The following is a 22,969-nucleotide window of genomic DNA, read 5'->3' as shown; positions in this document are numbered from 1 at the left end:
AGAGACACCCCCGCGTCCAGGACGGAGACCGATGCACGAGATGTCCGTGGCGGTCGCCGTCGTCGACCAGGTCGAGGCGGCGGCGCGGTCGCGCGGCGCCGTCGGTGTCAGCAGCATCCGACTGGACGTGGGCGAGCTGGCGGGTGTCGTCGGCGAGGCCCTCGCCTTCTGCTTCGAACTCGCCTGCGCCGGAACCGTCGTGGAGGGCGCCGAGCTGATCACCCGTACCGTCCCGGGCACGGCGCGCTGCGCACCGTGCGCCGAGGACTGGCCGGTCGGCATGCCGCCACAACTGCTCTGCCCCGGCTGTGGTGCCGCGGCCGACGAACTCGTCTCCGGCCGCGAACTCCGGATCAGGGAAGTCCGCTGGGCCGACCCCGGGACGGCCGGCGAACGACGCCCCCAACCGATCACCGAGGAGAGCTGAGCATGTGCCGAGCCGTCGATCTCCAGCGCGCCGTCCTCGCCAAGAACGAGGCCGCGGCACAGATCCTGCGCACCGAACTCACCGCCCGCGGCACCGCCGTCGTCAACCTGCTCTCCAGCCCCGGCAGCGGTAAGACCGCCCTGCTGGAGCGCGAACTGCGCCTCGCCGGCGAACGAGGCGTCAGCGCCGCCGCGCTCACCGCGGACCTGGCGACCGAGAACGACGCCCGGCGGCTGGCCCGGTCGGGAGCTCCGGTCAAGCAGGTGCTCACCGACGGCCTCTGCCATCTGGAGGCCGACATGGTCGCCCGGCACCTGCACGACTGGCTGCCCGAGACCACCCGGCTGCTGTTCGTCGAGAACGTCGGCAACCTCGTCTGCCCCGCCGGCTACGACCTGGGCGAGACCCTCCGGGTCGTCCTCGCCTCGGTCACCGAGGGGGAGGACAAGCCCCTGAAGTACCCGACGGCGTTCGGCCTCGCGCAGCTGGTGATCGTCACGAAGACGGACATGGCCGACGCCGCGGAGTTCGACGAGGCCGCCTTCCGCCGGAACGTGGAGCAGGTCAACCCCGGTGTCGAGGTCGTCCTCAGCTCCGTGCGCGACGGCCGGGGCGCCGGCGCCCTGCTGGACCGCGCGCTCGCGGCGGCCGAGGGGAACCGCGTCCACACCCCGGTGATGGCCCAGGCCGGCGCGTGACCACGGCACGGCCCGGAACCGCACCCGACACGGCCCCACGGCGCAGCCGGGTGGTCGTCCGCGGCGTCGTGCAGGGAGTCGGGTTCCGGCCCTTCGTCTACGCCCTCGCCACCGGGCTGCGCCTTTCCGGCCACGTCACCAACACGGCCGACGGCGTCGTCGCCGAGGTCGAGGGCGACCCGGCGGACGTGGCGGCCTTCTGCGCCCGCATCGCGCCGGACGCTCCGCCGCTGGCCCGGGTGGAGTCCGTGGAGACGGTGGAGGTGGCCGCGAGCGGTGGCAGCGGCTTCACGATCGTCCCCTCCCGCCAGGGCGGCGCCGTCCGCACGCTCGTCCCGCCGGACACCGCCACCTGCGCCGACTGCCTCACGGAGCTCGCGGACCCGGCCGACCGGCGGTACCTCCACCCGTTCATCACGTGCACCCACTGCGGGCCCCGGTTCACCATCGTCACGGGCATGCCCTACGACCGGGTCCACACCACCATGGCCGGCTTCCCGATGTGCCGGGACTGCGCCCGTGAGTACGCGGACCCGGCGGACCGCCGCTTCCACGCCCAACCCGTCGCCTGCCCGGCCTGCGGCCCCCGACTGCGACTGGTCACGCCCGGTGGAGCCGGGTCCCGTACCGGCTCCGGCCCCGTCGCCGAGGTCGGCTCCGGCCCCGTCGCCGACGCGCGTCGGATGCTCGCGGCGGGCGCGATCCTGGCCGTCAAGGGTCTCGGCGGCTACCACCTCGCCTGCGACGCCACCAACCCAGACGCCGTGGCCGAACTACGCCGCCGCAAGGCGCGCGGTGACAAACCGTTCGCGATGATGGCGGCCGACCTCGCCGACATCGAGCCCCTCGTCCACCTCGGTCCGCTCGAACGCGACCTCCTCACCGGGAGCGTGCGGCCCGTCGTCCTTCTGCGGCGCCGCGAGGACGCACGGCCGCGCCACGGGGCCGCACCGGCGGAGGCGGTGGCACCCGGCAGCCCGGACCTCGGCTTCATGCTCCCGTACACCCCCGTCCACCACCTGCTCCTCGGCCTGGGCGCAGCGGACGGGGAGCGACCGCGGCTGCTGGTCATGACCAGCGGCAACCTCTCGGGCGAACCCATCGTCACCGACGACGACGAGGCGCTCACCCGACTCGCCGGCCTGGCCGACGCCTGGCTGCTGCACGACCGCGCCATCCACGTGCCCTGCGACGACTCCGTCGTCCGCGTCTGCGACGGCGAACCGCTGACACTGCGGCGGTCGCGGGGGTACGCCCCGCTGCCCGTGACCCTGCCTGTCGATGTCGCTCCCGCGCTCGCCGTGGGAGGGGACCTGAAGAACGCGTTCTGTCTCGGCGAGGGACGTCAGGCATGGCTCTCCGCCCACATCGGCGACATGGACGACCTCGCGACGCAGCTCGCCCTCGCCTCCGCCGAGCGGCAGTTGGAGTCCATCACGGGCGTACGCCCCGGCCGAATCGCCGCCGACCGCCACCCCGCGTACCGGTCCGCTCGCTGGGCGCGCGGCCAGGCCGCCGGACGCCCCGTCGTACCCGTGCAGCACCACCACGCGCACGTCGCGGCGGCGATGGCCGAGAACGGCCTCGACGGTACGCGACCGGTCATCGGCGTGGCCTTCGACGGCACGGGCTACGGCCTGGACGGCGCGGTGTGGGGCGGCGAGTTCCTCGTGGCGGACTACGCCGGGTTCTCACGCTTCGCGCACCTGGCCTACGTTCCGCTCCCCGGTGGAGACGCGGCCGTACGTCGGCCCTACCGGATGGCCCTGGCCCATCTGCTGGCCGCGGGTTTGGCCGCCGACCCGGGGCTGCCGTGCACCCGAGCCTGTCCGCCCGGAGAGCTTTCCGTACTCATCCGGCAGTTGACGCGCGGGCTGAACTGCGTGCCCACGTCCAGCATGGGGCGCCTCTTCGACGCCGTCTCCTCCCTCGCGGGAATCTGCCACCACGCCGGCTACGAGGCCCAGGCCGCGATCGAGCTGGAAGCCGCGGCCCTGCGCGAGACCGCCGCCGCGGAGGACGGGCGCTACGTCTTCCGGTCGGGCCCCCGGCGGCCCGGTGAACCGCTCGCCGCCGACCCCGCGCCCCTGCTGGCGGCGGTGGTCGCGGACGTGCTCGGCGGCACCCCCGCCGCCGTGGTCGCGGCGCGGTTCCACCATGCCGTGGCGCGCTGGGTCCGTACGGTCTGCGCCGCCGCGCGGAGCGAGACCGGAGTGGAGACGGTCGCCCTGACCGGGGGAGTGTTCGCCAACGTGGTGCTCTCCTCCGCCTGTGCCCGGGGACTGCGGGAGGACGGCTTCACCGTGCTGCGCCACCGCCGGATCCCGCCGAACGACGGCGGGCTGGCCCTCGGCCAGCTCGTCGTGGCCGCCCGCACCACGGACCACGCGGCGGACGCGGACGCCATGGACGACTCGGGGGGCGCGGGCGTCACGGACCGACCTGCGGCCGTCCCCGGCACGCCACGACGAGAGCGACAGTGAGGAGACACCCATGTGCCTGGCGGTACCCGGAAAAGTGCTGGACGTAGAGGACCGGGACGGCACCCGGATGGCCACGGTCGACTTCGGCGGCGTGGTCAAGGAGGTGTGCCTGGAGTACCTGCCGGACCTGCAGCCCGGTGAGTACGCGATCGTCCACGTGGGGTTCGCCCTGCAGCGTCTGGACGAGGAGTCGGCCAGGAGGACGCTGGAGCTGTTCGAGACGCTCGGCATGCTCCAGGAGGAGTTCGGCGACCCGTGGGAGTCGGCCGCCGGAACGACGGTAGACGACGAGCGGCCGGCGCACGAGGGCGTGGCCGGAGAGGTGCGGCGGTGAAGTACATCGACGAGTTCCAGGACCCCGAGCTGGCCAGGAGGCTGCTCGACGAGATCCGCGCGACGGTGACGCGGCCCTGGGCGCTGATGGAGGTCTGCGGTGGTCAGACCCACACCATCATCCGGCACGGGATCGACCAACTGCTCCCTCCGGAGGTGGAGTTGATTCATGGTCCGGGCTGTCCGGTGTGCGTGACGCCGCTCGAGGTGATCGACAAGGCGCTGGAGATCGCGTCCCGGCCGGGCGTGATCTTCTGCTCGTTCGGGGACATGCTGCGGGTGCCCGGCACCGACCGCGACCTGTTCCAGGTCCGCGGGCAGGGCGGTGACGTCCGGGTCGTCTACTCGCCGCTCGACGCGCTGCGGATCGCCGAGCAGAACCCGGACCGCGAAGTGGTCTTCTTCGGCATCGGGTTCGAGACGACGGCTCCGCCCAACGCGATGACGGTCCATCAGGCGCGCAAGCTGGGCATCCGGAACTTCAGCCTGCTCGTCTCCCACGTCCGGGTGCCCCCGGCGATCGAGGCGATCATGAACTCCCCCGACTGCCGCGTCCAGGGCTTCCTCGCGGCGGGGCACGTGTGCAGCGTGATGGGCACGGCCGAGTACCCCGAACTCGCCGAACGCCACCGGGTGCCGATCGTCGTGACCGGCTTCGAGCCGCTGGACATCCTCGAAGGCGTACGGCGCACCGTCCGCCAGCTGGAGCGCGGGGAGCACACCGTCGAGAACGCCTATCCGCGGGCGGTGCTCGCGGAGGGCAACCCGGCCGCGCGGGCGATGCTGGACGACGTCTTCGAGGTCACGGACCGCGCGTGGCGCGGGATCGGGGTCATCCCGGACAGCGGCTGGAAGCTGTCGGAACGGTACCGGGCGTACGACGCCGAGCACCGGTTCTCCGTCGAGGGGATCACCACGCGCGAACCGGCCGAGTGCCGGAGCGGCGAGGTGCTTCAGGGGCTGCTCAAGCCCCACGAGTGCGAGGCGTTCGGTACGACCTGCACCCCGCGCTCCCCGCTGGGCGCCACGATGGTCTCCAGCGAGGGGGCGTGCGCCGCGTACTACCTCTACCGACGGCTCGACCTCGGCACCCCGGCACAGAAGTCTCCGGCACAGAAGTCCACCGCCGCTCTGGAGGGAAGTTCCGTTGTCTGAGCTGATGCGCGACACCGCTCCGGGCCAGGCGCCCGACCTGCTCGCCTGGACGTGTCCGGCCCCGCTGCGGGACCAGCCGCGTGTGGTGATGGGCCACGGCGGGGGAGGCGCCCTCTCCGCCGAACTGGTCGAGCAGATCTTCGCGCCCGCCTTCGGCGGACCCGCGCTCTCGGTCACCACCGACGCCGCGACCGTCGAACTCGGCGGCGCCCGGCTGGCGTTCTCCACCGACTCCTTCGTCGTGCGTCCGCTGTTCTTCCCCGGCGGCAGCATCGGCGACCTGGCCGTCAACGGCACGGTGAACGACCTCGCCATGAGCGGCGCCCGCGCGGCCTACCTGTCCTGCGGGTTCATCCTGGAGGAGGGCGTGGAGACCGACGTCGTGACCCGCGTCGCCCAGGCGCTCGGCGCGGCGGCGCGCACGGCGGGCGTGGAGGTGGTCACCGGGGACACCAAGGTGGTCGAGGCCGGCCACGGCGACGGCATCTACATCAACACCTCCGGCCTGGGTCTCATCCCTGCCGGGGTCGATCTCCGCCCGCAGCGCGTCGTACCCGGCGACGTGGTGATCGTCAGCGGCCCGATCGGCGTGCACGGCGTGGCGATCATGAGCGTACGCGAGGGCCTGGAGTTCGGGGTCGAGATCGAGAGCGACTGCGCCGCGCTCGGCGGCCTGGTGGAGGCGATGCTCGCGGTCACCCCGGACCTGCACGTGCTGCGTGACCCCACGCGCGGGGGGCTCGCCGCCTCGCTCAACGAGATCGCGGCCGCGTCGGGCACCGGAGTCGTCGTACGGGAGCGGGACGTCCCCGTCCCGGACCCCGTGGCGAGCGCGTGCGCGGTGCTCGGCCTCGATCCGATGTACGTGGCGAACGAGGGCAAGCTGGTGGCCTTCGTCCCGCGCGAGCACGCCGACGCCGTACTCGCCGCCATGCGCGCGCACCCGCTGGGCGCAGGGGCGGCCGTGATCGGGGAGGCCGTCGAGGCGCATCCCGGCATGGTCGTCGCCCGTACCGGCCTCGGTGGTACGCGTGTGGTGGACATGCCGCTCGGGGAGCAGCTGCCGCGGATCTGCTGAAGGTCAGCCGCGGGCGCGGCGGTGGCGCGAGGTGTCGAGGGTCCATGTGTGGGTGCAGTTCGGGCACTGCAGATGGACCCGAGGCCCCTTGTTGGAGATCAGGTAGCGCCAGTGCTCCGAGCAGTTGCGGCGCTCGCCACAGGGCGCGCAGTCGCGCGCGTCGTCGCATCCGGGGCAGGCGACCCAGGCGCGGCGGGCCCGGTCGGCGTGGGGATCAATCGGAAGACGCACGACCCGGCTCCTCTCCCGGCAGCACACCCTCCGACACGAGCATGGCGTGGATCCGCTGCTGCTCCTCGTCCAGACCGGAGTAGAGCAGGGCGTACGCGGCCTGCTCCTCCCGCAGCACGGCCACGGGGTCCCAGTCGGGTCCCAGCGCCGCCACGACCTCGGCCCGGCGGCGGGCCTCCTCAAGGGTGAGGTCGATGGTGAAGGTGACGTGGTCGGGATCGGTGTCGTGGCTCATGGGAGGTGCTTTCGACGGCGCTCTCGGAGGAAATCCGAAAATCGGACAGGTTCTGCCACGTGTATCAGAGGGGTCACGGGGTGCGGAAGGGGCGGGTCGCGCGGTGAGACGCGGTCGGGAGGCGCGAACCGGTACCCCGAATCCGGCTGACGAGGCGCCTGACGGCGCAGATCAGAGGGCGCCGACCCCGGAGGTGTGGCGGCGGCGCATGTCCCCGCATCCCGGTGGTGTGTCGCATCTCATGCGAAACCGGCCCCCCGGGTCATGGTGGCGGGCCTCCTCCGGGCCGCCCTGCGGGTCATCTCGCGGATACCTGAATTCCGCCGATTCGGGCACAAGATCGTTGTAGTGTCCGCGCCATGACTACGGACACCGCCGACGCGGAATGCCTCGCCCTCACCCGCACACTGCGCCGCCGGGGCGCGATCGTCCTCGCTGTCTTCGCCCTGGTCTGGGCGCTCGCCGGCGGCTCGGGCATAACGGCGGCACCGGTGTCGGTCGCGGTCGGCGTCGTCGCCGCCCTCGTGACGGCCGGCGCGGTCGTGCTCGCGTTCCGGGGCACGGCGGGCCCCGTGACGAGACCGGTGCGGCTGCCGGAGAAGTGGAACCGGGGGGTCGGCATGGTCAACATGGCCGAGCTGGTGGCGATCTTCGTAGCGATCGCCGCGTCGAACGCCTCGGGTCACCCGGAGTTCATCCCCGTCGGCATCTGCCTCGTCGTGGGCCTGCACTTCTTCCCGCTGGCCCGGCTCTTCGACCAGGGGCAGTACAAGTGGACCGCGATCTTCCTGACGGCGGTCGCGCTGGTGGGGCTCGCGGTCCTGGCGGCCGGAACCACGGCGGAGACGATCCGCACGGTGGTGGGTCTGGGGGCGGCGGTCGTCCTGTGGGCCTCGTCCTTCCACGTGGCCCTGCGAGGCTGACGCCCAGGCCCGTTCGGCGCAAGCCGCGGCCGTGTTCGCGTCGTACGGGCCACCGGCAGGGCAGCGTAGCCGTCGAGTCCGTCGAGGCGAACGAGGGAAGGTGGCTCCGACCGTGCAGCCGAGCGAGATCGCCGACGTCCTGAACCGTCCGCTGAGCCAGGAGCTCCTGGCCCGCGACCTGACCCGGCTGGCATACGTGGGCACGGACGACGCGCCCCGGGTCGTCCCGATCGGCTTCACGTGGAACGGCACGGAAGTCGTGATGTGCACGGCGACGAACGCCCCGAAGATCGCCGCCCTGCGCCGCAGGCCCTCGGTCGCCCTGACGATCGACACCGAGGTCCACCCGCCGAAGATCCTGCTGCTCCGCGGCGAGGCGGAGCTGGACGTGGTCGACGGCATCCCGGACGAGTTCTTCCGGTCGAGCGGCAGCTACGAGATGACCCCCGAGCAGCGGGCGGAGTGGGAGACCGAGGTCCGATCGCTCTACGACGGCATGGTCCGGATCGTGGTGACCCCGACATGGGCGAAGCTGATCGACTTCGAGACGACGCTGCCGAGCGCGGTCGAGGAACTGGTGCGGCAGCGCGAGGAACGCAGGCGCGCCTGACACCGCGGTCCGCCCGCCTGGCGCGAGGCGGCTTCGCCGGCTCCCACCGGTGCCCCCGCCCGACCTCACCGCCCGCCGCACGCTCTGACGGTCGAGCGCGTGGTGATGGCGTCGCCCGAGGCGGTGTGTCAGGCGTGGACCGAGGAGTTCGACGCGTGGTTCGCCGAACGCCGTTCACCAGCAGTTGGCGCACGTCCGCTCTCGGGGCGCGGCAGAGGCCGCCGGGTTGACCCCGACGGCCTCCGTCCAGCGCCGCATCAGGCGGTGCAGCCCATAGTCGAGCGGCTGCCGACATCAGCTACTCGACGACGCCCTCCCAGGGGTCCCGGCCCGACTCCCTGATCCGCGTCGCCTCGCGGCGCGTCAGGAACAGCGGGGTGGGGACTCCCCACATGGCCGTTGAGGAAAGCGGGTTCTGCGGGAACTCGGCCCGGAAGACACGGGTCAGGAATTCCACCATTCCGCATTCGTACAGCTGCCAGGCGTCCTCGAGTCGTCTGTACACGACGACTGGCCATTCGTCCGGATCGTCCTCCGTGCGCATCCAGCAGAGCAGATCCGCCGTACCGTCCATCGCCCAGGCCAGAATCCGATCCGGCTCGGCCTCTACGTCCGGAATCCCCTCCAACTCCTCCCATAGCTCCTGCGCCACGGATGTCTCGTCAGCCATGCGGCCCGAGCCGTCCGGGGACGGCTGGAGTACCGCGAGGAAGTTCTCGATGGACCCGGCTCCGTAGTGCTTCACGAACTCCTTGTAGTCCGTGGGAAACGGAGATCCCCACACCTTCTCCGTTGCGTCCCAGTCGATCACCGAACCAGCTCCGACATGCGGAGGCATCAGCGAAAGCAGTACATCGATCGACACTCTGAACTCCTCCACTATTTCGTGTTTCCCGTCGGTACGGGGTTGCCGTCCGCGTCCGTTTGTCGGCCCAGATTGTACTGAGTCGAGGGTTTGAACTCGTTCTCGACAACAGCATCTTCGAAGAGCTTGGTCCGAACTCCGTTATGCCATGTAGTGACGTCAATCCTGTACTCGTACGGGACGGTTCGAGGGCCGTCGTACTTGGGCGTCACCTTGTACTCGACGACCACCCCGGTCTTCTGTGCCTCCTTCTTCACTATCGCCTCGTAGTAGCGCATGGGCCTGTCATTCCGGTGAATGCTTCCCTTCGTGTAGTAGGCGTTCGCCGGCCGAGCGCACGCCGACAGGTTTTTCGGCTCGGCGCCGTCCCCGCCCAGCGTGCCTGCGAAGAGGTGACAGGCATTGATGTCGCCCGACCGGTCGAAGCCGTGGGACTCGACGAAATCCTGAGCCCAGAGGTACCCCTTCGTCAGGTGCCGCTTGGCTTCGCTGCCCTGCTGCAGCCTGCTCTTGTCGAGGCAGGCGGTGATCCCCGTCGGGCGGTTGCCGTTGTCGCTGTCGAGGGTTCCGTAGTCGATCCTCTGCTGACCCCTGGTTTTGCAGTCACGAGGGTCGTCCTGCTGGCCACCGGCCCCCGGCCCCGGGTCGGTACCCGTTGCGCCGTGCGTGTCCGGGATCAGGTCCGGGGCGAAAGGCTCCGCGGCGCCCAGCATCGCGAGGAGGTTCGCGGTGCTGACGACCATGTCGACGGCCTTGGCGGCGGTCCAGAGGGCCTGGGCCGGGTTCCAGTCGGGCTTGGGGATGTGCTTCGGGACCGGGATCGGGTTGTTGCCCGCGTAGGGGTTCTGCGGTTCCCTCGGCTGCGGGGGTGTGGTCGGCTTCGGGCGCGTCAGCGTGGACGTGCCTCCGCCGCGCCCGCCGCCCGTGTAGTTCTTGCCGCCGCCCTTACTGCCGCCTCCGCCGCCTCCGCCGCCTCCGCCTCCGCCGCCCTTGCACTTGGCCTGCCACGGCTTGAGCATGCAGTCGTTGCGCGGGTTCGGCGGCGGGTCCGGCGGGTACCAGCACGATGCGACGCCGTTGCCGCACTTGGACGTGTCGCCGAGGCTGTCGTGCCCGGAGTACCAGGTCTCCCAGCCGACACACGTGGGAGTGTGAAGCCGCTTGAGGAACCCCCACACGGACTTGACCTTGCGCCGGGGGTCGAAGCAGTCCAGGATGTCGTGGCCCGAAGGGTCGATCCCGTTCGTCGGGGCGGCGTTGGCGTAGGTGTAGCGGTTCGCCTGGACCGAGGGATCCGGGGCGAGTTGCCAGGTGTCGCGGCTGGTGAAGCCACCCGTGCCCGGCTGGTACCAGCGCGCGGCCATGTTGACCTCGCCCGTGGACGAGTCCGTCCAGCCCGACTGGTAGCCGAGCGACGGCGTGGTGCCGTTGCTCGCGGTCACCTTGCCGGAGGCGTCGTACGCGCGGGACGAGGTGACCGTGGTGCCGTCCGGGGACAGGCTGGCGACCAGGTCCGTGTGGCCGTCGGTGACGGCCAGGCGCGCCGAGTCCGCGGTCCCGGTCGTGGCGCTGGCGAGCAGCGTTCCGCCGGGGGTGCGGCTGTAGGTGGACGTGCCGTCCTTGACCAGGTTGTTGGAGCCGCCGTCGTAGGCGAAGGCGGCGCCGTTGTGGGTCATGACCCGGTCGAGCGAGTCGTACGTGAAGGTGCTCGTGCCGTTCGACACGGTGCGCTCGAAAGCGTCCGAGTTGATCGTGCGAGCCGGTCCTGCCGTGTCCGTGATGCCCTTGACCGTGCCGCGTGCGGAGTAGTCGAAGGTCTGCGTGCCCCAGGTCTGGACCCGGTTGCGGGAGTCGTAGGTGGCTGTGACGTCACCCTTCTTGGTCAGGTTGCCGGCCTTGTCCCACTCGTAGCCGGTGGTGATGCCTCCGCTCGTCTCGGACGTCATGCGGCCGGCGAGGTCGTACGCGAACGTCTCCGCGCCCGCCCCGGCCGTCCCCGACGCGGTCTTCTTGACCAGCCGGTTGTCGAGGTCGTACTCGTAGGCAGTGCCCTGGACCGCCACACCCGTGCCGGTCTTCTTGACGCTGTCGTCCTTGAGCCGGCCCAGAGAGTCGTACGTGTACGAGCGCTTCGCGCCGACCGTCCAGCTTCCTCCGGCCGCGGGGCGTGCGTACTCCAGCACGGTCGGTCGCCCGGCCGCGTCGTAGTCGCTGCGCACCTGCGTACCGGTGAGCGGGTCGGTCGTGGTGTCGAGACGCCCGGCCTGGTCGTAGGCGAACGCCGTCGCACCTGCCGCGTCCGTGCGGGACGTCATCTTGCCGTCCGCGTCGTACGCGTAGGACGCGGTGCCGCCCGGACCGTCCGTGGACAGGAGCTGGCCGCGGTCGTTGTAGGTGTAGGTGTTGTTCGCGAGGACCCCGTCGCCGCCCGCTCCGGTCATACGGCCGGCGAGGTCGTACGACAGAGAACGCGGACGGGTGGCGACCGCGGTGCCGGAACCGGTCTCGGCCGTCATCCTGCCGAGCGCGTCGTACGTCTTCTGACGCTTGACGTTGCCCGGCAGAAGTTCGGTGACGAGCTGACCGGCCGCGTCGTAGACGTTCGTCCAGGTGCGGACGTCGGCGTTCCAGTGCAGCGTGGTCGCCGGCTCGATCGTGGACTCGGGCAGGCCCCACGTGTTGAACGTGTAGTACGTGGTCTTGCCACGGCCGTCGGTCAGGCGCGTGCGGTTGCCCGCCGCGTCGTAGCCGAAGGTCGTCGTGATCGAGTCGGTCGCGGTGACGGGTTCGACCTGCTTGGTCGTCCGGCCGAGGGCGTCGTACGTGTACGTGCGGCGCGCGCCGCCGGCGGAGACCGACGCGGTGACGTTGCCGTCGGCGTCGTACTCGGTCGAGACGGAGCGCAGCGGTGTGGTGCCGGTGCCGTAGTCCGTCTCGGACGTCGGCCTGCCCATGAGGTCGTAGACCGTGGCCGAGGTATGGCCGGTCGGGTCCTTGCTCTCCGTCTGACGGCCGAGGCCGTCGTAGACCGCACTGCTGACGCCGCCGGCGGGGTCGGTGACCGTCAGGGTCTGGCCGGCCTTGTCATAGGTCGCGGTGGTGACCCGCCCGCCGGGCGTGGTCGACGTCCGCTGGTTGCCCGCGTCGTCCCAGGTGAAGCGGGATACGAGATTCTGGAGCGTCGGCCTGCGTTCCACCGTGGTGGCGGTGAGCTTGCGGCCCAGTTCGTCGTAGGTGGACTCGGTGCGTGCTCCCGTCTGATCGGTCGCGGAGAGCGGCAGACCGGTCGGTGTCCAGGTGTAGGTGGAGACGCCGCCGCCGGACAGGGACGTGGCGGCGCCGTTGAGGCCGGTGGCGCCTGGAGCCTGAAGGCCCTGCGCGCCGGCGGCAGCCGGGTCCGTCGAACGGACCAGGTTGCCCAACTGGTCGTAGGCGTAGGAGCGGACACGGCCGAGCGGGTCGGTGCTGGACGCGACGTTGCCGAGCCTGTCGTACGTCGTGCGAGAGACCGCGGTGATGGCCGTGGTCGCGCCCGGCGGCGTGTAGCCGGGCAGCGTGAGCGCGACGGTCCGGCCCAGTTTGTCGGTCTCCGTACGGGTCACGAGGCCGCGTGCATCACGCGACTCGGTGACCTCTCCGAAGGTGTTGTAGCCGGTGAGGGTTTTGGGCGTCACGGCCACGGCCGCACCGCCGTTCTCCTCGGCCTGCACCTGCGGCGCGGTCGTCTCGACCAGGCGGCCCAGCGCGTCGAACCGCCCGGAGCTGATCTTTCCACCGGGACTGGTCCGGGTCAGCGGGAGGCCCCGCTGGTCGAAGGTGGCGGAATCGGTACGGGTCGTGGTGCCGTCGGTGACGGTCGTCCTCGTCGGGTTGCCCACCGCGTCGTACTCGGTGGTCGAGGTCAGCTTCTTGCCGCTGCCGTCGATGGACCGGCTCTGTTCGGTGAGCCGGTCCTCGGCGTCGTAGGCGTAGGTGGAGACCTGGTTCAGACCGTCGGGGTCGAACGCCGAACGGGTCGTGCGGCCCAGCGCGTCGATCGTGTTCACGGTCGTGCGGCCGCCGCTCGCGGTGGCCGACACCGCGTTTCCCGCGCCGTCGTAGACCGTCGACCCGAGAAGGACATCCTTCTTGGAGCCGTCGGACTGGGTGACCTGCTTCGCCGTCGTCGTGGCCTGGAGGCCGTCGTCGTAGTAGGTGAAGGCGGTCGTGGCGCCCATCGCGTCCGTCGTCGAGGCCAGTCGGCCGGCTGGATCGTACGCCTTCGAACCGAGCACCAGGTCGCGGACCTGGCCGGAAGGGTCTCCGGTCCAGTTCTTCAGGACCGACTCGGCCAGCTGGCCGCGCTTGGTGTACGCGTGGGTGATGACGTTCCCCTCGGGGTCCGTCTCACTGATCACACGGCCCAGGGCATCGTGGGCATACGTCGACTCGTTGCCGGCCGCGTCCGTCACGCTGTCGTTGAGGCCCCGCGTGTTGTAGCGATAGGTCGTGGTCCGGCTGGTGTCGCCGCCGGTGGTGTCCTCCGTGGATTCCGTGAGCAGGTTGCCGTCCGCGTCGTACGTACGGCTGATCCTGGCGGTGTGGGTGACTCCGGTGATCTCGTTCTTGACGCCCGGGCCGGTCTCCGCGGTGACGCGGGACATCTCGTTGTAGGCGTAGGTGGTGGTGACACCGGCGGGGGTGGCGTCGGAGACCTGGGTCTGGGTCAGCTTCCGGCCGATGCCGTCGTACGTGTATGTGGTCACCAGGCCGGAGGGCACCGTGGTCCTGGCCAGGTCACCGCTCGCGAAGTACGCGTAGGAGACCGTGGCACCGCCGGTGCTCTTCTTCGAGGCGACCAGTCCGGCCGGCGTCGTTCCGCCGCCCACCGCGGGCTCGGTGCCCGTGGTGTACGTGGTCGACGTGGTGCGGCCGTCGGCCGACGTGACCGTGTCGGTCATGCCGAGCGCCGTGTACGAGGTCGTCGTCCGGTAGCGGTTGTCCGCCGGGCCGGTGGAACGGCCGTCGCGGAGCGCGATCTGCTTGCCGTTGCGCAGGTCCAGCTTGTCCGCGGGGTTGTCGTAGTACTCCGCGAAGGACGTCCAGCAGGAGTTCGCGTCCCGGCAGGTCGTGGTCGAGACGGTGTTGCCGTGCTCGTCGTGACCCGTGACGGTGGAGTGACCGTTGGGGTCGGTGACCGTGTGCAGGAAGCCGCCGGTGTCGTACGCGTACGTGGTGACACCGCCGTCCGCGTTCGTCGAGGCCGTGCGGCGCTGGCCGCGGACCGCGTCGAAGGTACTGCTGGTCTTCGCGCCCGTCGGATCGGTGACCGTCACCGTCGCGGTCAGCGCGGAGCCGCTCGCCTCGCTGCGGGCCCTGTAGTGGTCGGCCACCTGTCCGGCGGTGAGCGGACGGTGGTAGACGGCGACCTCGTCGATCGCGCCGGTGAAGTAGCTGACCGCGCCCGGACCGGCCGGCCAGAACGTGGAGAATCCGGCGCCGATGTAGGTGCGCTTGCTCGCCTGGTGGTCGACCGGGCTGTTCGTGACCTGCCCGATCTGGCTGCCGTCCAGGTACAGCGTCTGGGTGCTGCCCTGGGCGGTGATCACGGCGTGGTGCCACTCGCCGTCCGTCACCGTGTCCGGCGAGACGTTCGAGGCGTTGACGCCTCTCGTGTAGTACTGGCCGTGGAGCTTGCCGTCGGTGCCGACGTACAGAACGGGTGTGTACGTGCCGGCCGACGGGCCGGGCATGGGGACTTCCTGGTCGCTGTAGAGCACACCCGGCTTGGTGGTCTTGAACCAGAGTTCGACGGACAGGTCAGTGGTCGACATGCCGATCGGGGGGAGTTCGGCGTAGCCGTCCCCCGCGAACTCGGCCGCCGGCCGGTCGCCGACGCCGAAAGCGCCGGTGGCGCCCAGGGCGGCCTTGGTGTAGCTGCCGGCGCCGCCGTTGACGGCGACCTTGTTGACGACGACGCTGCCGCCGGTCTCGTCCAACGGCCAGTACCCGGCGGGAGCGTCGGCCATGACCGCGCCCCGGTACTGCTCGCTGTTGCCGGCCACCAGACGGTTGCGGGCCTTGAAGTGGTCCGCGACGGTCTGGCCGTCCAGCTCCTTGGTGTAGAAGGCGGCTTCGTCGAGCTGACCGTCGAAGAAGCGGGTCGCGCGTCCCTGCCCGTCCCACTCCTCACTGGAGTAGCCGGCTCCGAGGTAGGCGTGGACCAGGGTCTCCGGCTTCACCACCCCCGACTTGGAGCCGATCTTGACACCGTCGAGGTAGAGCGACTGGCCCGTGGAACCACCGGTGATGACGACGTGGTGCCACCTGTTGTCGGTGACCTTCACCCCGCCCATGACCGGCCAGCCCGCCGACGGGCCGTCCCACAGGTGACCGCGGAGCTTGCCCTCCCCGTCGACGAGCAGGCTCGCGTTCCACATCGTCGGGGTGGTACCGAGCTCGGCGTTCTGCAGGCCGAGCAGGACACCACTGGGCTTGTCCGTCCGGAACCACATCTCTACGGAGAGCGCGGTGGCGTCGCTGATCGACTCGGAGGGCACCTCGACGGCACCCTTGGACCCGTCGAGCGTGATCGCGCCGTCGTCGCCGTCGAGGAACGCCCCGACGCCGCCGAGGGCGACACCCTCGCGGTAGGAACCGTTTCCGCCGCCGGACACCTCGTCCGCGGCGGATGCGCCGCCACTGTCGCCGAAGCGCCAGTAGTTGACCGGACCGGAGCCACGCACAGCGTCGCTGTAGGCCTGCGAGCCGGATGCGTAGCGGGGCTCGGAGATCTGCCAGACGCCGCCGTTGTCGTCGGTCACCTTGGTCGCGCGACCGGTGTCACCGTCGTACTCGACCTGTGCGCTCACCCGGCCCGACGGCAGCGTGGACCTGGTCAGCTTCGACGCACCCGTACGGGCCTCGAAGCGAGCCCGGATCGCCCCGGCGTCCAGCGCCCGGTGGTAGACCGCTACCTCGTCCATGGAACCGGTGAAGCGGCGCACGCCTTCGGTGCCGCCGTCCCAGCTCGCGTTGGAGTATCCGGCACCGAGGTAGGTGAAGGTCTTGCCGTGGTGGGCGACCACGCCGGGAATCGAGCCCAGACGCGTGCCGTCGAGGTAGAGGACCTGCTCGGTGCTCGAGCTGGTCAGGACGGCATGGTGCCACGCGTTGTCCGTGACCGTGCCGGGAGAGGTGACCGGCGTGGTCCCCATGTCCCTGCGCTCCAAGCCGCCGTGCAGCTTTCCCGCCTGGTCGATGCCCAGGACCGGGTTCCACCGGTTCGGCCGGCCCTCGGACAGCTGCTTGTCCTGGAAGCCGACGAGCGTCCCCGGCTTGTCCGTCTTGAACCACAGCTCGACGGACAGGACGGTCGAGCCGGACAGAGCGGTCCCCGGCAGCTCCACCGACGAGGTGGTGCCGTTGAACGAGACCGCCTTGTTCCCGGTCCCTCCCAGAGCGCCCGACGACCCGAGGGTGATGTCGCGGTAGTGACCGGCGTTCATGCCCGTGCGGGAGACCGCCTCACTGGCCGCCGACTCGCCCTCGGCCTCGTTCAGCCGCCAGTAGCCGACCGGGTTGGCGTCCTGCACCATGCCCCGGTAGTGCGACCCGGCCGTGTACTCGTACGTGGAGCACGTGGTGGTCGACGCCGGCGGGCAGACCTTCACCAGCCGGTCACCGTCGTAGGTGTACGACCAGCGGAGCGCGGGAGCGACCGGGCCGACCGCGTCCGTGGACACCGAGGCGACGTGCCCGCCCGCCCAGGTGAAGGAGAGCGCGCGCTTCGACAGCGCGTCCGTGGCCTTGGTCAGCTTGCCTGCGGTGTAGGTGAGGAGCTGCTCACGGCCGTGGCCGTCCCTGACCTTGGTGAGCAGGCCGGCGGCGTCGAAGGTGTGGAGCGTGGCGGCGGCGTCCCGCAGCGTCCAGCCTCCGCCGGCGACGGCGGTGAGCACGTCCACGGAGCCGGACGGCGCGCTGTACGTGCCGTCGTCGTTGCGTCCGAAACGGACCTGGCTGCCGCTGTCGAGCGTGATGACGACACTGCCGTCGGGCTCGGCGACGGCCCGCATGTCCCAGCGGGTCGCCCAGCCGGTGCCGAAGGCGTTGCTCTGGCGCGGGTCCTGCGAGTTGTAGGTACGGGTGACAGACAGCTCGGGTCCGACCGTCGGGACGGCCGCGTCCGTGGCGGCGGTGGCGTAGTTTCCGGCCCGCTCGCCGAACGTGCGGCCGCTGTCGGCACCGCCCAGGTGAGAGGTGATGACGGGCTGCGGGACCTGCGTGGTCAGGATCGAGGGCGCGGTCCGGGACGACTGGTCCTTGCCGTCGTTGGCGTACGCGTACCAGGCGTACGTCTTCGCCCAGCTCAGCCAGCCGGGCGGTACGGTCCAGCTCTCGGAAGCGGCGTGCGTGTTGCCGCGGCAGTTCTTGCGGGTGTCCTTGCCGTCGACCTCGCAGACCTCGAACTGGTAGGTCAGCGCGCCCGGGGACCTGTCCCGGTCGGTGGCGGTGGCCCACAGGGTCGGGGTGAGAGTGTCGACGACGGTGCCGCTCGGCGGAGCCGCAGCGGTGATGTACGGCGGGGCGTTGACCGCGTCGAAGCGTACGGTCGGCCCCGGGACTCCGTCGTCCACGAAGCTGCGGACGCCGTATTCGTCCATGGTCCACTGGATCGTGTACGTGCCGGGCGTCAGCGGGGCGATCGTCGCGTCGACGGTGGCCGAACCGCCGGGCGCCACATCGTGGGGCATGGGCGTCCACCGGATCTTGCTCCAGTAGTCGCCGCCGACCTTGTTGCCGTTGGCGTCGAACAGGTCGTACCGCAGCTTGAAGTTGCTGTTGACGCCCCAGGTCTGCTGGCCCCCGTTGGTGACGGTGACCTTGAACTTGCCGTCGGTCGTGGCCGTCGGGGGCTGGACGAAGCCGCCCAGGCCGTAGGTGGCGCCGTACTTCGACCAGGTGACGTCGAGGCTGGGCTTGCCGCCGGAGAAGTTGTCGGAGGCGAACTTCTTCCAGGTCCTGGAGTCGTCCGTGGCCGCCTTCACGGCCAGGCCGTAGTTGGGCTTCCGTCCGTGCGTCCAGTCGTCGACCAGGCGACGGCCCGACTCGCCGAGCGGGATCGACTCCCATGTCGCGGCCCCGCAGGGCCAGCTCGTCGAGCCCTCGGGGCGCCATGCGTGCGCGAAGGACTTGGAGCCCAGAGCGCCGCCGGTCGCCGGACCGGGGTAGGTGCTGGTGCTGCTCTCGGACCAGTTGGAGGTGACCTCGTGGACCGTCACCGGCCGCGCGGTGCACGAGTACGAGAACGTGTTCAGGAGGCTCAGGTTCGCGTTGATGACGAACGCGTTCCTGAGGGTGGTGTCCAGGCCGTTGAACTTCAGGAAGGAGGCTGCCTTGTGGCCGCCGTTGTCGTACGTGCCGACCTTGAGCTCGGTGGCGCTCGAGAAGTTCTGGTTGAACGGCGACTCGACGTGTGTGCCGGAGGCCGCCTGGAGGCCGTCCACCGAGGGATCGACCTTCACGGGGAAGACCCGCTCGGGCGCCGAAAGCCACGCGCGGTCGAGCTTCACGACAAGGACCTGTCGGGAGCCCTCCCGCACGAGGCCGTAGGTGACGCCGGAGGAGATGGCTCCCTCGTCGGAGTTCGGCGCCTTCTTCGAGTCCTCCATCCAGCCGGCCGGCATCCAGCCCTTCTGCCGGCCCGCGCCGTCGTTGAAGACGACGCCGCCGTGCCCGTCGAGCTTCGCCGTCAGCCCCTTCAGGGCCAGCGGAAAGCGCCATTCGGTCGGCGCGCCCTTGTCCTTGAGGATCAGTGTCTCCTTCACGGAGTCACTGCCGGCGATCAGCTCCACGTCCGTCGAGTGGCGGACCTCCGGATACGTGATCACACTGCCGTCGACCCGGCCCTGCGAGCGGGCCGCGCCCTCGATCGAGTAGCCGATCGAGGTGGTGTCGTCGACACCGAGGCGCAGGAACGATTCTGCGTCGGCGAATTCGGAGAACTGGACCTTGTCCTCGGTGGACCGGGTCTGCCAGCCGGACGCCGCGGTGCTCCCGGTGCGCGAGCTCTCCGGCGCCTTCGCGAGGCGCGTGTCGATCGCCTTCCATGTGCCGTCGGGCGCACGGAAGTTGACCTTCTCGTCGAAGAACCGGGTCGTGAAGGTGCCGTCCTTGTTCAGGAAGGTGCGACCGCGCTCGGTCCGCTTGCCCGTGACCTCGGAACTGGTCTTGGAGTCGAACCCCTTGGGGACGGCCCGTTGAGGCGCCGGCACCGTGCGGTACGGGATCGCACCGGCCTGCTCGGGGCCGTTGCCCAGCTTCAGGCTGCTCGTACCGGTGTCCGGCGGTAGCTCGCCGGGTGCCCGCAGCGGACCGCCGCGTCCGCCGGCCGCGGCCGCGTCGGTGGCGTCGCCGGAAGCGTTGTGCCCCCGGCCTCGGGCCGAACCCCAACCCTGCTCGGGTCTTTCTCCAGCGGTCGGCCCGGGTCTGGCCCCGGACCAGTGGCCGGCTGCCATGGCAGCCTGCTCCGTGCCCGCGAGCACGGTCATGGTGATCGCCATGGATATGACGAATGGACGGGTGATACCCACCGTGTATGCCCCCACAAAGTTGATCAGTCGGGGCAGTCCTATAGGGACTCACAGCAGACTCACAAACTTCGTCCGGAACCTTCACCGAACCGCGACTGACCTGCGAGGATGTCATATCGCCCATGCGGTGACGTACCTGCCGAATTCTGCACCGTACGGCTCGGCGCTGTGGTGGACATCACGCCCATCGCCAGCTTGCGGGGAGCGAGTTCGGGCCAGACTTTTTCGGCGGGTCGGGCCGTACGGGAGCACAGGTGGGTGGGTCATGGGTGGGCGGGTCACGGCTGTGAGCCGGAATGGGACGTATGCGTTCAGCAAGCCGAACCGGGAGTCCGTCACGCTGGTGGCCGGGCTCGGGGTCGAGGGGGACGTGCACGCCGGCGAGACCATCCGGCATCAGTTCCGCATGACGTACGAGCCGGACCTGCCCAACCTGCGCCAGGTCCATCTGATGCACGAGGAGCTCTTCGACGAGCTCGCCCTCAAGGGTTTCGACGTCTCGGCCGGGCAGCTCGGGGAGAACGTCACCACGCGGGGCGTGGACCTGTTGGGTCTGCCCACCGGCGCCCTGCTTCACCTCGGAGAGCTGGCGGTGGTCGAGGTGACGGGCCTGCGCAACCCGTGCGCGAAGATCAACGACTTCCGGAAGGGCCTGCTCGCCGAGGTCTTCGAGCTGGACGCCGTGTCGGGAGAGTTCACCTTCAAGTCCGGCGTCATGGGTGTCGTCCGCCATGGTGGCCCGGTCCGCCCGCACGACCGCGTCGAGGTCGAACTCCCGCCCGGCCCGCACCGTCCCCTCGAGCGCGTCTAGGTCCGCGTCCACGTCCGCGTCGGGGCGGCGTGGTCGACGCGCCGCCCCCGCCGGGTCAGGCCTCGCAGCCGATCGCGGCGTCCGTGCCCGCCTCGCCGTCGCAGCCGTCCGTGCCCGCGCCGCCGTTGCCCCGGGCCCGTCACGTTTTCATCCGATCGGATTTTCGCCGGATGTCGTGGAGGTGGCGATGCCCCTGGCCGGCCGCCCGGACAGGGGCGGCCGGCCAGGGGCATCAGGGTCCGGGCCGATCAGGCGAGGTCGAACCGGTCGAGGTTCATCACCTTGTCCCACGCCGCCACGAAGTCGCGTACGAACTTCTCGCTCGCGTCCTCGGAGGCGTACACCTCCGAGATCGCGCGGAGCTGGGAGTGCGAACCGAAGACGAGGTCGACGGCGGTCGCGGTCCACTTGACGTCGCCCGTGGCGCGGTCCCGCCCCTCGAAGACGTTCTCCGTCGAGGCCGACGGCTTCCACTCCGTGTCCATGTCGAGCAGATTCACGAAGAAGTCGTTCGTCAACGCCTCCGGCCTGTCCGTGAACACACCGTGCCCGGACTGCTTGAAGCCGGTGTTCAGGGCCCGCATGCCGCCGGTCAGCACCGTCATCTCCGGAGCGGTCAGCGTCAGCAGGTTGGCGCGGTCCAGCATCAGGGTCTCCGGCGACAACTTCTCACCGGCCCGCAGGTAGTTGCGGAACCCGTCCGCCCTCGGTTCGAGCACGGAGAACGACTCCACGTCCGTCTGCTCCTGCGAGGCGTCCGTCCGCCCCGGAGCGAACGGCACCGTCACGTCGTGCCCCGCGTTCTTCGCGGCCCGTTCGACGGCCGCGCAGCCGCCCAGGACGATCAGGTCGGCGAGCGAGACCTTCTTGCCGCCGGACTGCGCGCCGTTGAAGTCCTGCTGGATCTGTTCGAGGCCGCGTACCACCTCGGCCACCTCGGGCAGGTCGTTGACCTCCCAGTCCTTCTGCGGCGCGAGCCGGAGCCGCGCCCCGTTCGCCCCACCGCGCTTGTCGGTGCCGCGGAAGCTCGCCGCCGCCGCCCACGCGGCCTGGGCCAGCTGGGAGACGGAAAGCCCCGAGTCGAGGATCCGGCGCTTGAGGTCGGCGATGTCCGCCTCCCCGACGAGCTCGTGGTCGACCGCGGGCACGGGGTCCTGCCACAGCTGCGACTCGGGAATCCACGGGCCCAGGTAGCGCGAGACGGGCCCCATGTCACGGTGCAGCAGCTTGTACCAGGCCTTCGCGAACGCCTCCGCGAGGAGTTCGGGGTTCTCGTGGAAGCGCTTCGAGATGGGTGCGTAGACCGGATCCATCTTCAGCGACAGGTCCGTCGTCAGCATCATCGGCGCGTGGCTCTTCGACCGGTCGTGGGCGTCGGGCACCGTGCCCTGCGCCGCGGGGTCCGTCGGCGTCCACTGCTGGGCCCCGGCCGGGCTGGTGGTCAGCTCCCACTCGTACCGGAACAGGTTGTCCAGGTAGCCGTTGTCCCACCTCGTCGGGTCCGAGGTCCAGGCGCCCTCCAGACCGCTGGTGATCGTGTCGGCGCCCTTGCCGGTGCCGGACGTGTTCCGCCAGCCGAGGCCCTGCTGTTCGACGGGGGCGGCCTCGGGCTCGGGACCCACGTACGAGGGATCCACCGCGCCGTGGCACTTGCCGAACGTGTGGCCGCCGACGATGAGCGCGACCGTCTCCTCGTCGTTCATCGCCATGCGCCCGAACGTCTCGCGGATGTCGCGCGCCGCGGCGATCGGGTCCGGATTGCCGTTGGGGCCCTCCGGGTTGACGTAGATCAGCCCCATCTGCACGGCGCCGAACGGACCGGTCAGTTCCCTGTCGCCGCTGTAGCGCTCGTCGCCGAGCCAGGTGTCCTCCGGGCCCCAGAAGATCTCCTCGGGCTCCCAGATGTCCTCCCGCCCGAAGCCGAACCCGAAGGTCCTGAACCCCATCGACTCCATGGCGCAGTTGCCGGCGAAGACCAGGAGGTCGGCCCAGGAGATCTTCCGCCCGTACTTCCGCTTCACCGGCCAGAGCAGACGGCGCGCCTTGTCGAGGCTCGCGTTGTCCGGCCAGCTGTTGAGCGGGGCGAAGCGCTGGGCGCCGGAGCCGCCGCCGCCCCGGCCGTCCTCGATGCGGTACGTGCCCGCCGCGTGCCAGCTCATGCGGATGAAGAGCGGCCCGTAGTGGCCGTAGTCGGCGGGCCACCAGTCCTGCGACGTCGTCATCACGTCGATGACGTCCCGCTTCAGCGCATCGACGTCGACGGTCGCGAACTCCTTCGCGTAGTCGAAGTCGCCGTCCATCGGGCTGGACTGCGGCGAGTGCGTGTGGAGGACCTGAAGGTCGAGCTGATTCGGCCACCAGTCCCGGTTCGTCCTGGGGCGATCCGGCGTAGGGGTGGGGGAGGGAATTACCGGGTTTTCGCTTTCGCTGCCGGACACGTCCGTCCTTCTTCCTGTCTCGTGATTTCCTGCAGGTGGCGTCCGTATGGTCGCGCACGGGGGACCGCACCGCACGGGAACACGCAGGGCACGCCCAGGTATGGCACGGCG

Annotated in this window: 14 protein-coding genes; 9 read left to right on the top strand and 5 right to left on the bottom strand. The window is 70.6% G+C overall.

The genetic code is table 11. The features are described from left to right. Window positions 1-31: 31 nt before the first annotated feature. From ACF1G2_RS19335 to hypE, 6 genes are read left to right on the top strand one after another with little or no spacing between them, the layout of a single operon-like run. Window positions 32-427, top strand: coding sequence for a hydrogenase maturation nickel metallochaperone HypA (locus tag ACF1G2_RS19335; protein WP_391799428.1), 396 nt, complete (start codon window positions 32-34; stop codon window positions 425-427). A 2-nt stretch (window positions 428-429) separates the two neighbouring features. Then, window positions 430-1,125: a hydrogenase nickel incorporation protein HypB gene (gene hypB / locus ACF1G2_RS19330; protein ID WP_391799427.1), complete on the top strand. Its 696-nt coding sequence runs from the start codon at window positions 430-432 to the stop codon at window positions 1,123-1,125. Then, window positions 1,122-3,608: a carbamoyltransferase HypF gene (gene hypF / locus ACF1G2_RS19325; RefSeq protein ID WP_391799426.1), complete on the top strand. Its 2,487-nt coding sequence runs from the start codon at window positions 1,122-1,124 to the stop codon at window positions 3,606-3,608. Before hypB ends, hypF begins: the two co-directional genes overlap by 4 nt. A 10-nt stretch (window positions 3,609-3,618) precedes the next feature. Further along, complete coding sequence (locus ACF1G2_RS19320; RefSeq protein ID WP_391799425.1) at window positions 3,619-3,942, top strand: HypC/HybG/HupF family hydrogenase formation chaperone; 324 nt, start codon at window positions 3,619-3,621, stop codon at window positions 3,940-3,942. Next, on the top strand, window positions 3,939-5,096 hold the full coding sequence (hypD, locus tag ACF1G2_RS19315; protein ID WP_391799424.1) for a hydrogenase formation protein HypD: 1,158 nt from the start codon (window positions 3,939-3,941) through the stop codon (window positions 5,094-5,096). Before ACF1G2_RS19320 ends, hypD begins: the two co-directional genes overlap by 4 nt. 4 nt (window positions 5,097-5,100) lie before the next feature. Next, complete coding sequence (hypE, locus tag ACF1G2_RS19310) at window positions 5,101-6,174, top strand: hydrogenase expression/formation protein HypE (RefSeq protein ID WP_391799463.1); 1,074 nt, start codon at window positions 5,101-5,103, stop codon at window positions 6,172-6,174. Between the two features lie 3 nt (window positions 6,175-6,177). Here hypE and ACF1G2_RS19305 read toward each other — a convergent pair whose 3' ends face one another. Together ACF1G2_RS19305 and ACF1G2_RS19300 are read right to left on the bottom strand one after the other, a co-directional pair. Then, window positions 6,178-6,405 (bottom strand): hypothetical protein, encoded by a 228-nt coding sequence (locus ACF1G2_RS19305; RefSeq protein WP_352191267.1) that lies wholly within the window; start codon window positions 6,403-6,405, stop codon window positions 6,178-6,180. Then, on the bottom strand, window positions 6,389-6,640 hold the full coding sequence (locus ACF1G2_RS19300; RefSeq protein ID WP_391799423.1) for a DUF6400 family protein: 252 nt from the start codon (window positions 6,638-6,640) through the stop codon (window positions 6,389-6,391). The genes ACF1G2_RS19305 and ACF1G2_RS19300 overlap by 17 nt, the downstream gene beginning before the upstream one ends. Window positions 6,641-6,999: 359 nt before the next feature. Between ACF1G2_RS19300 and ACF1G2_RS19295 the strand changes: the two genes are divergently transcribed. Next, on the top strand, window positions 7,000-7,563 hold the full coding sequence (locus ACF1G2_RS19295) for a DUF7010 family protein (protein WP_391799422.1): 564 nt from the start codon (window positions 7,000-7,002) through the stop codon (window positions 7,561-7,563). A 112-nt stretch (window positions 7,564-7,675) separates the two neighbouring features. After that, the gene (locus ACF1G2_RS19290) at window positions 7,676-8,173 is read left to right on the top strand and encodes a pyridoxamine 5'-phosphate oxidase family protein (RefSeq protein WP_391799462.1); all 498 of its coding nucleotides are present in this window, start codon (window positions 7,676-7,678) and stop codon (window positions 8,171-8,173) included. 298 nt (window positions 8,174-8,471) lie between these two features. Here the strand turns inward: ACF1G2_RS19290 and ACF1G2_RS19285 are convergent, their stop codons facing one another. Together ACF1G2_RS19285 and ACF1G2_RS19280 are read right to left on the bottom strand one after the other, a co-directional pair. Beyond that, the gene (locus ACF1G2_RS19285) at window positions 8,472-9,038 is read right to left on the bottom strand and encodes an SMI1/KNR4 family protein (protein WP_391799421.1); all 567 of its coding nucleotides are present in this window, start codon (window positions 9,036-9,038) and stop codon (window positions 8,472-8,474) included. Window positions 9,039-9,052: 14 nt separating this feature from the next. Next, window positions 9,053-19,579: a LamG-like jellyroll fold domain-containing protein gene (locus ACF1G2_RS19280; RefSeq protein ID WP_391799420.1), complete on the bottom strand. Its 10,527-nt coding sequence runs from the start codon at window positions 19,577-19,579 to the stop codon at window positions 9,053-9,055. A gap of 295 nt (window positions 19,580-19,874) precedes the next feature. On the opposite strand from ACF1G2_RS19280, the gene ACF1G2_RS19275 reads away from it, so the two are divergent. After that, complete coding sequence (locus ACF1G2_RS19275) at window positions 19,875-20,420, top strand: MOSC domain-containing protein (RefSeq protein ID WP_391799419.1); 546 nt, start codon at window positions 19,875-19,877, stop codon at window positions 20,418-20,420. Window positions 20,421-20,668: 248 nt separating this feature from the next. Here the strand turns inward: ACF1G2_RS19275 and katG are convergent, their stop codons facing one another. Next, a complete protein-coding gene (gene katG, locus ACF1G2_RS19270; RefSeq protein WP_391799418.1) occupies window positions 20,669-22,858 on the bottom strand; it encodes a catalase/peroxidase HPI in 2,190 nt (729 codons plus the stop codon). Between the last annotated feature and the right edge of the window lie 111 nt (window positions 22,859-22,969).

This window comes from Streptomyces sp. NPDC013457 (assembly GCF_043089925.1).
Classification (GTDB): Bacteria; Actinomycetota; Actinomycetes; order Streptomycetales; family Streptomycetaceae; genus Streptomyces.
The sequence above is the reverse complement of the archived record's forward strand: the minus strand, read 5'-3'. Positions and strand labels throughout refer to the sequence as shown.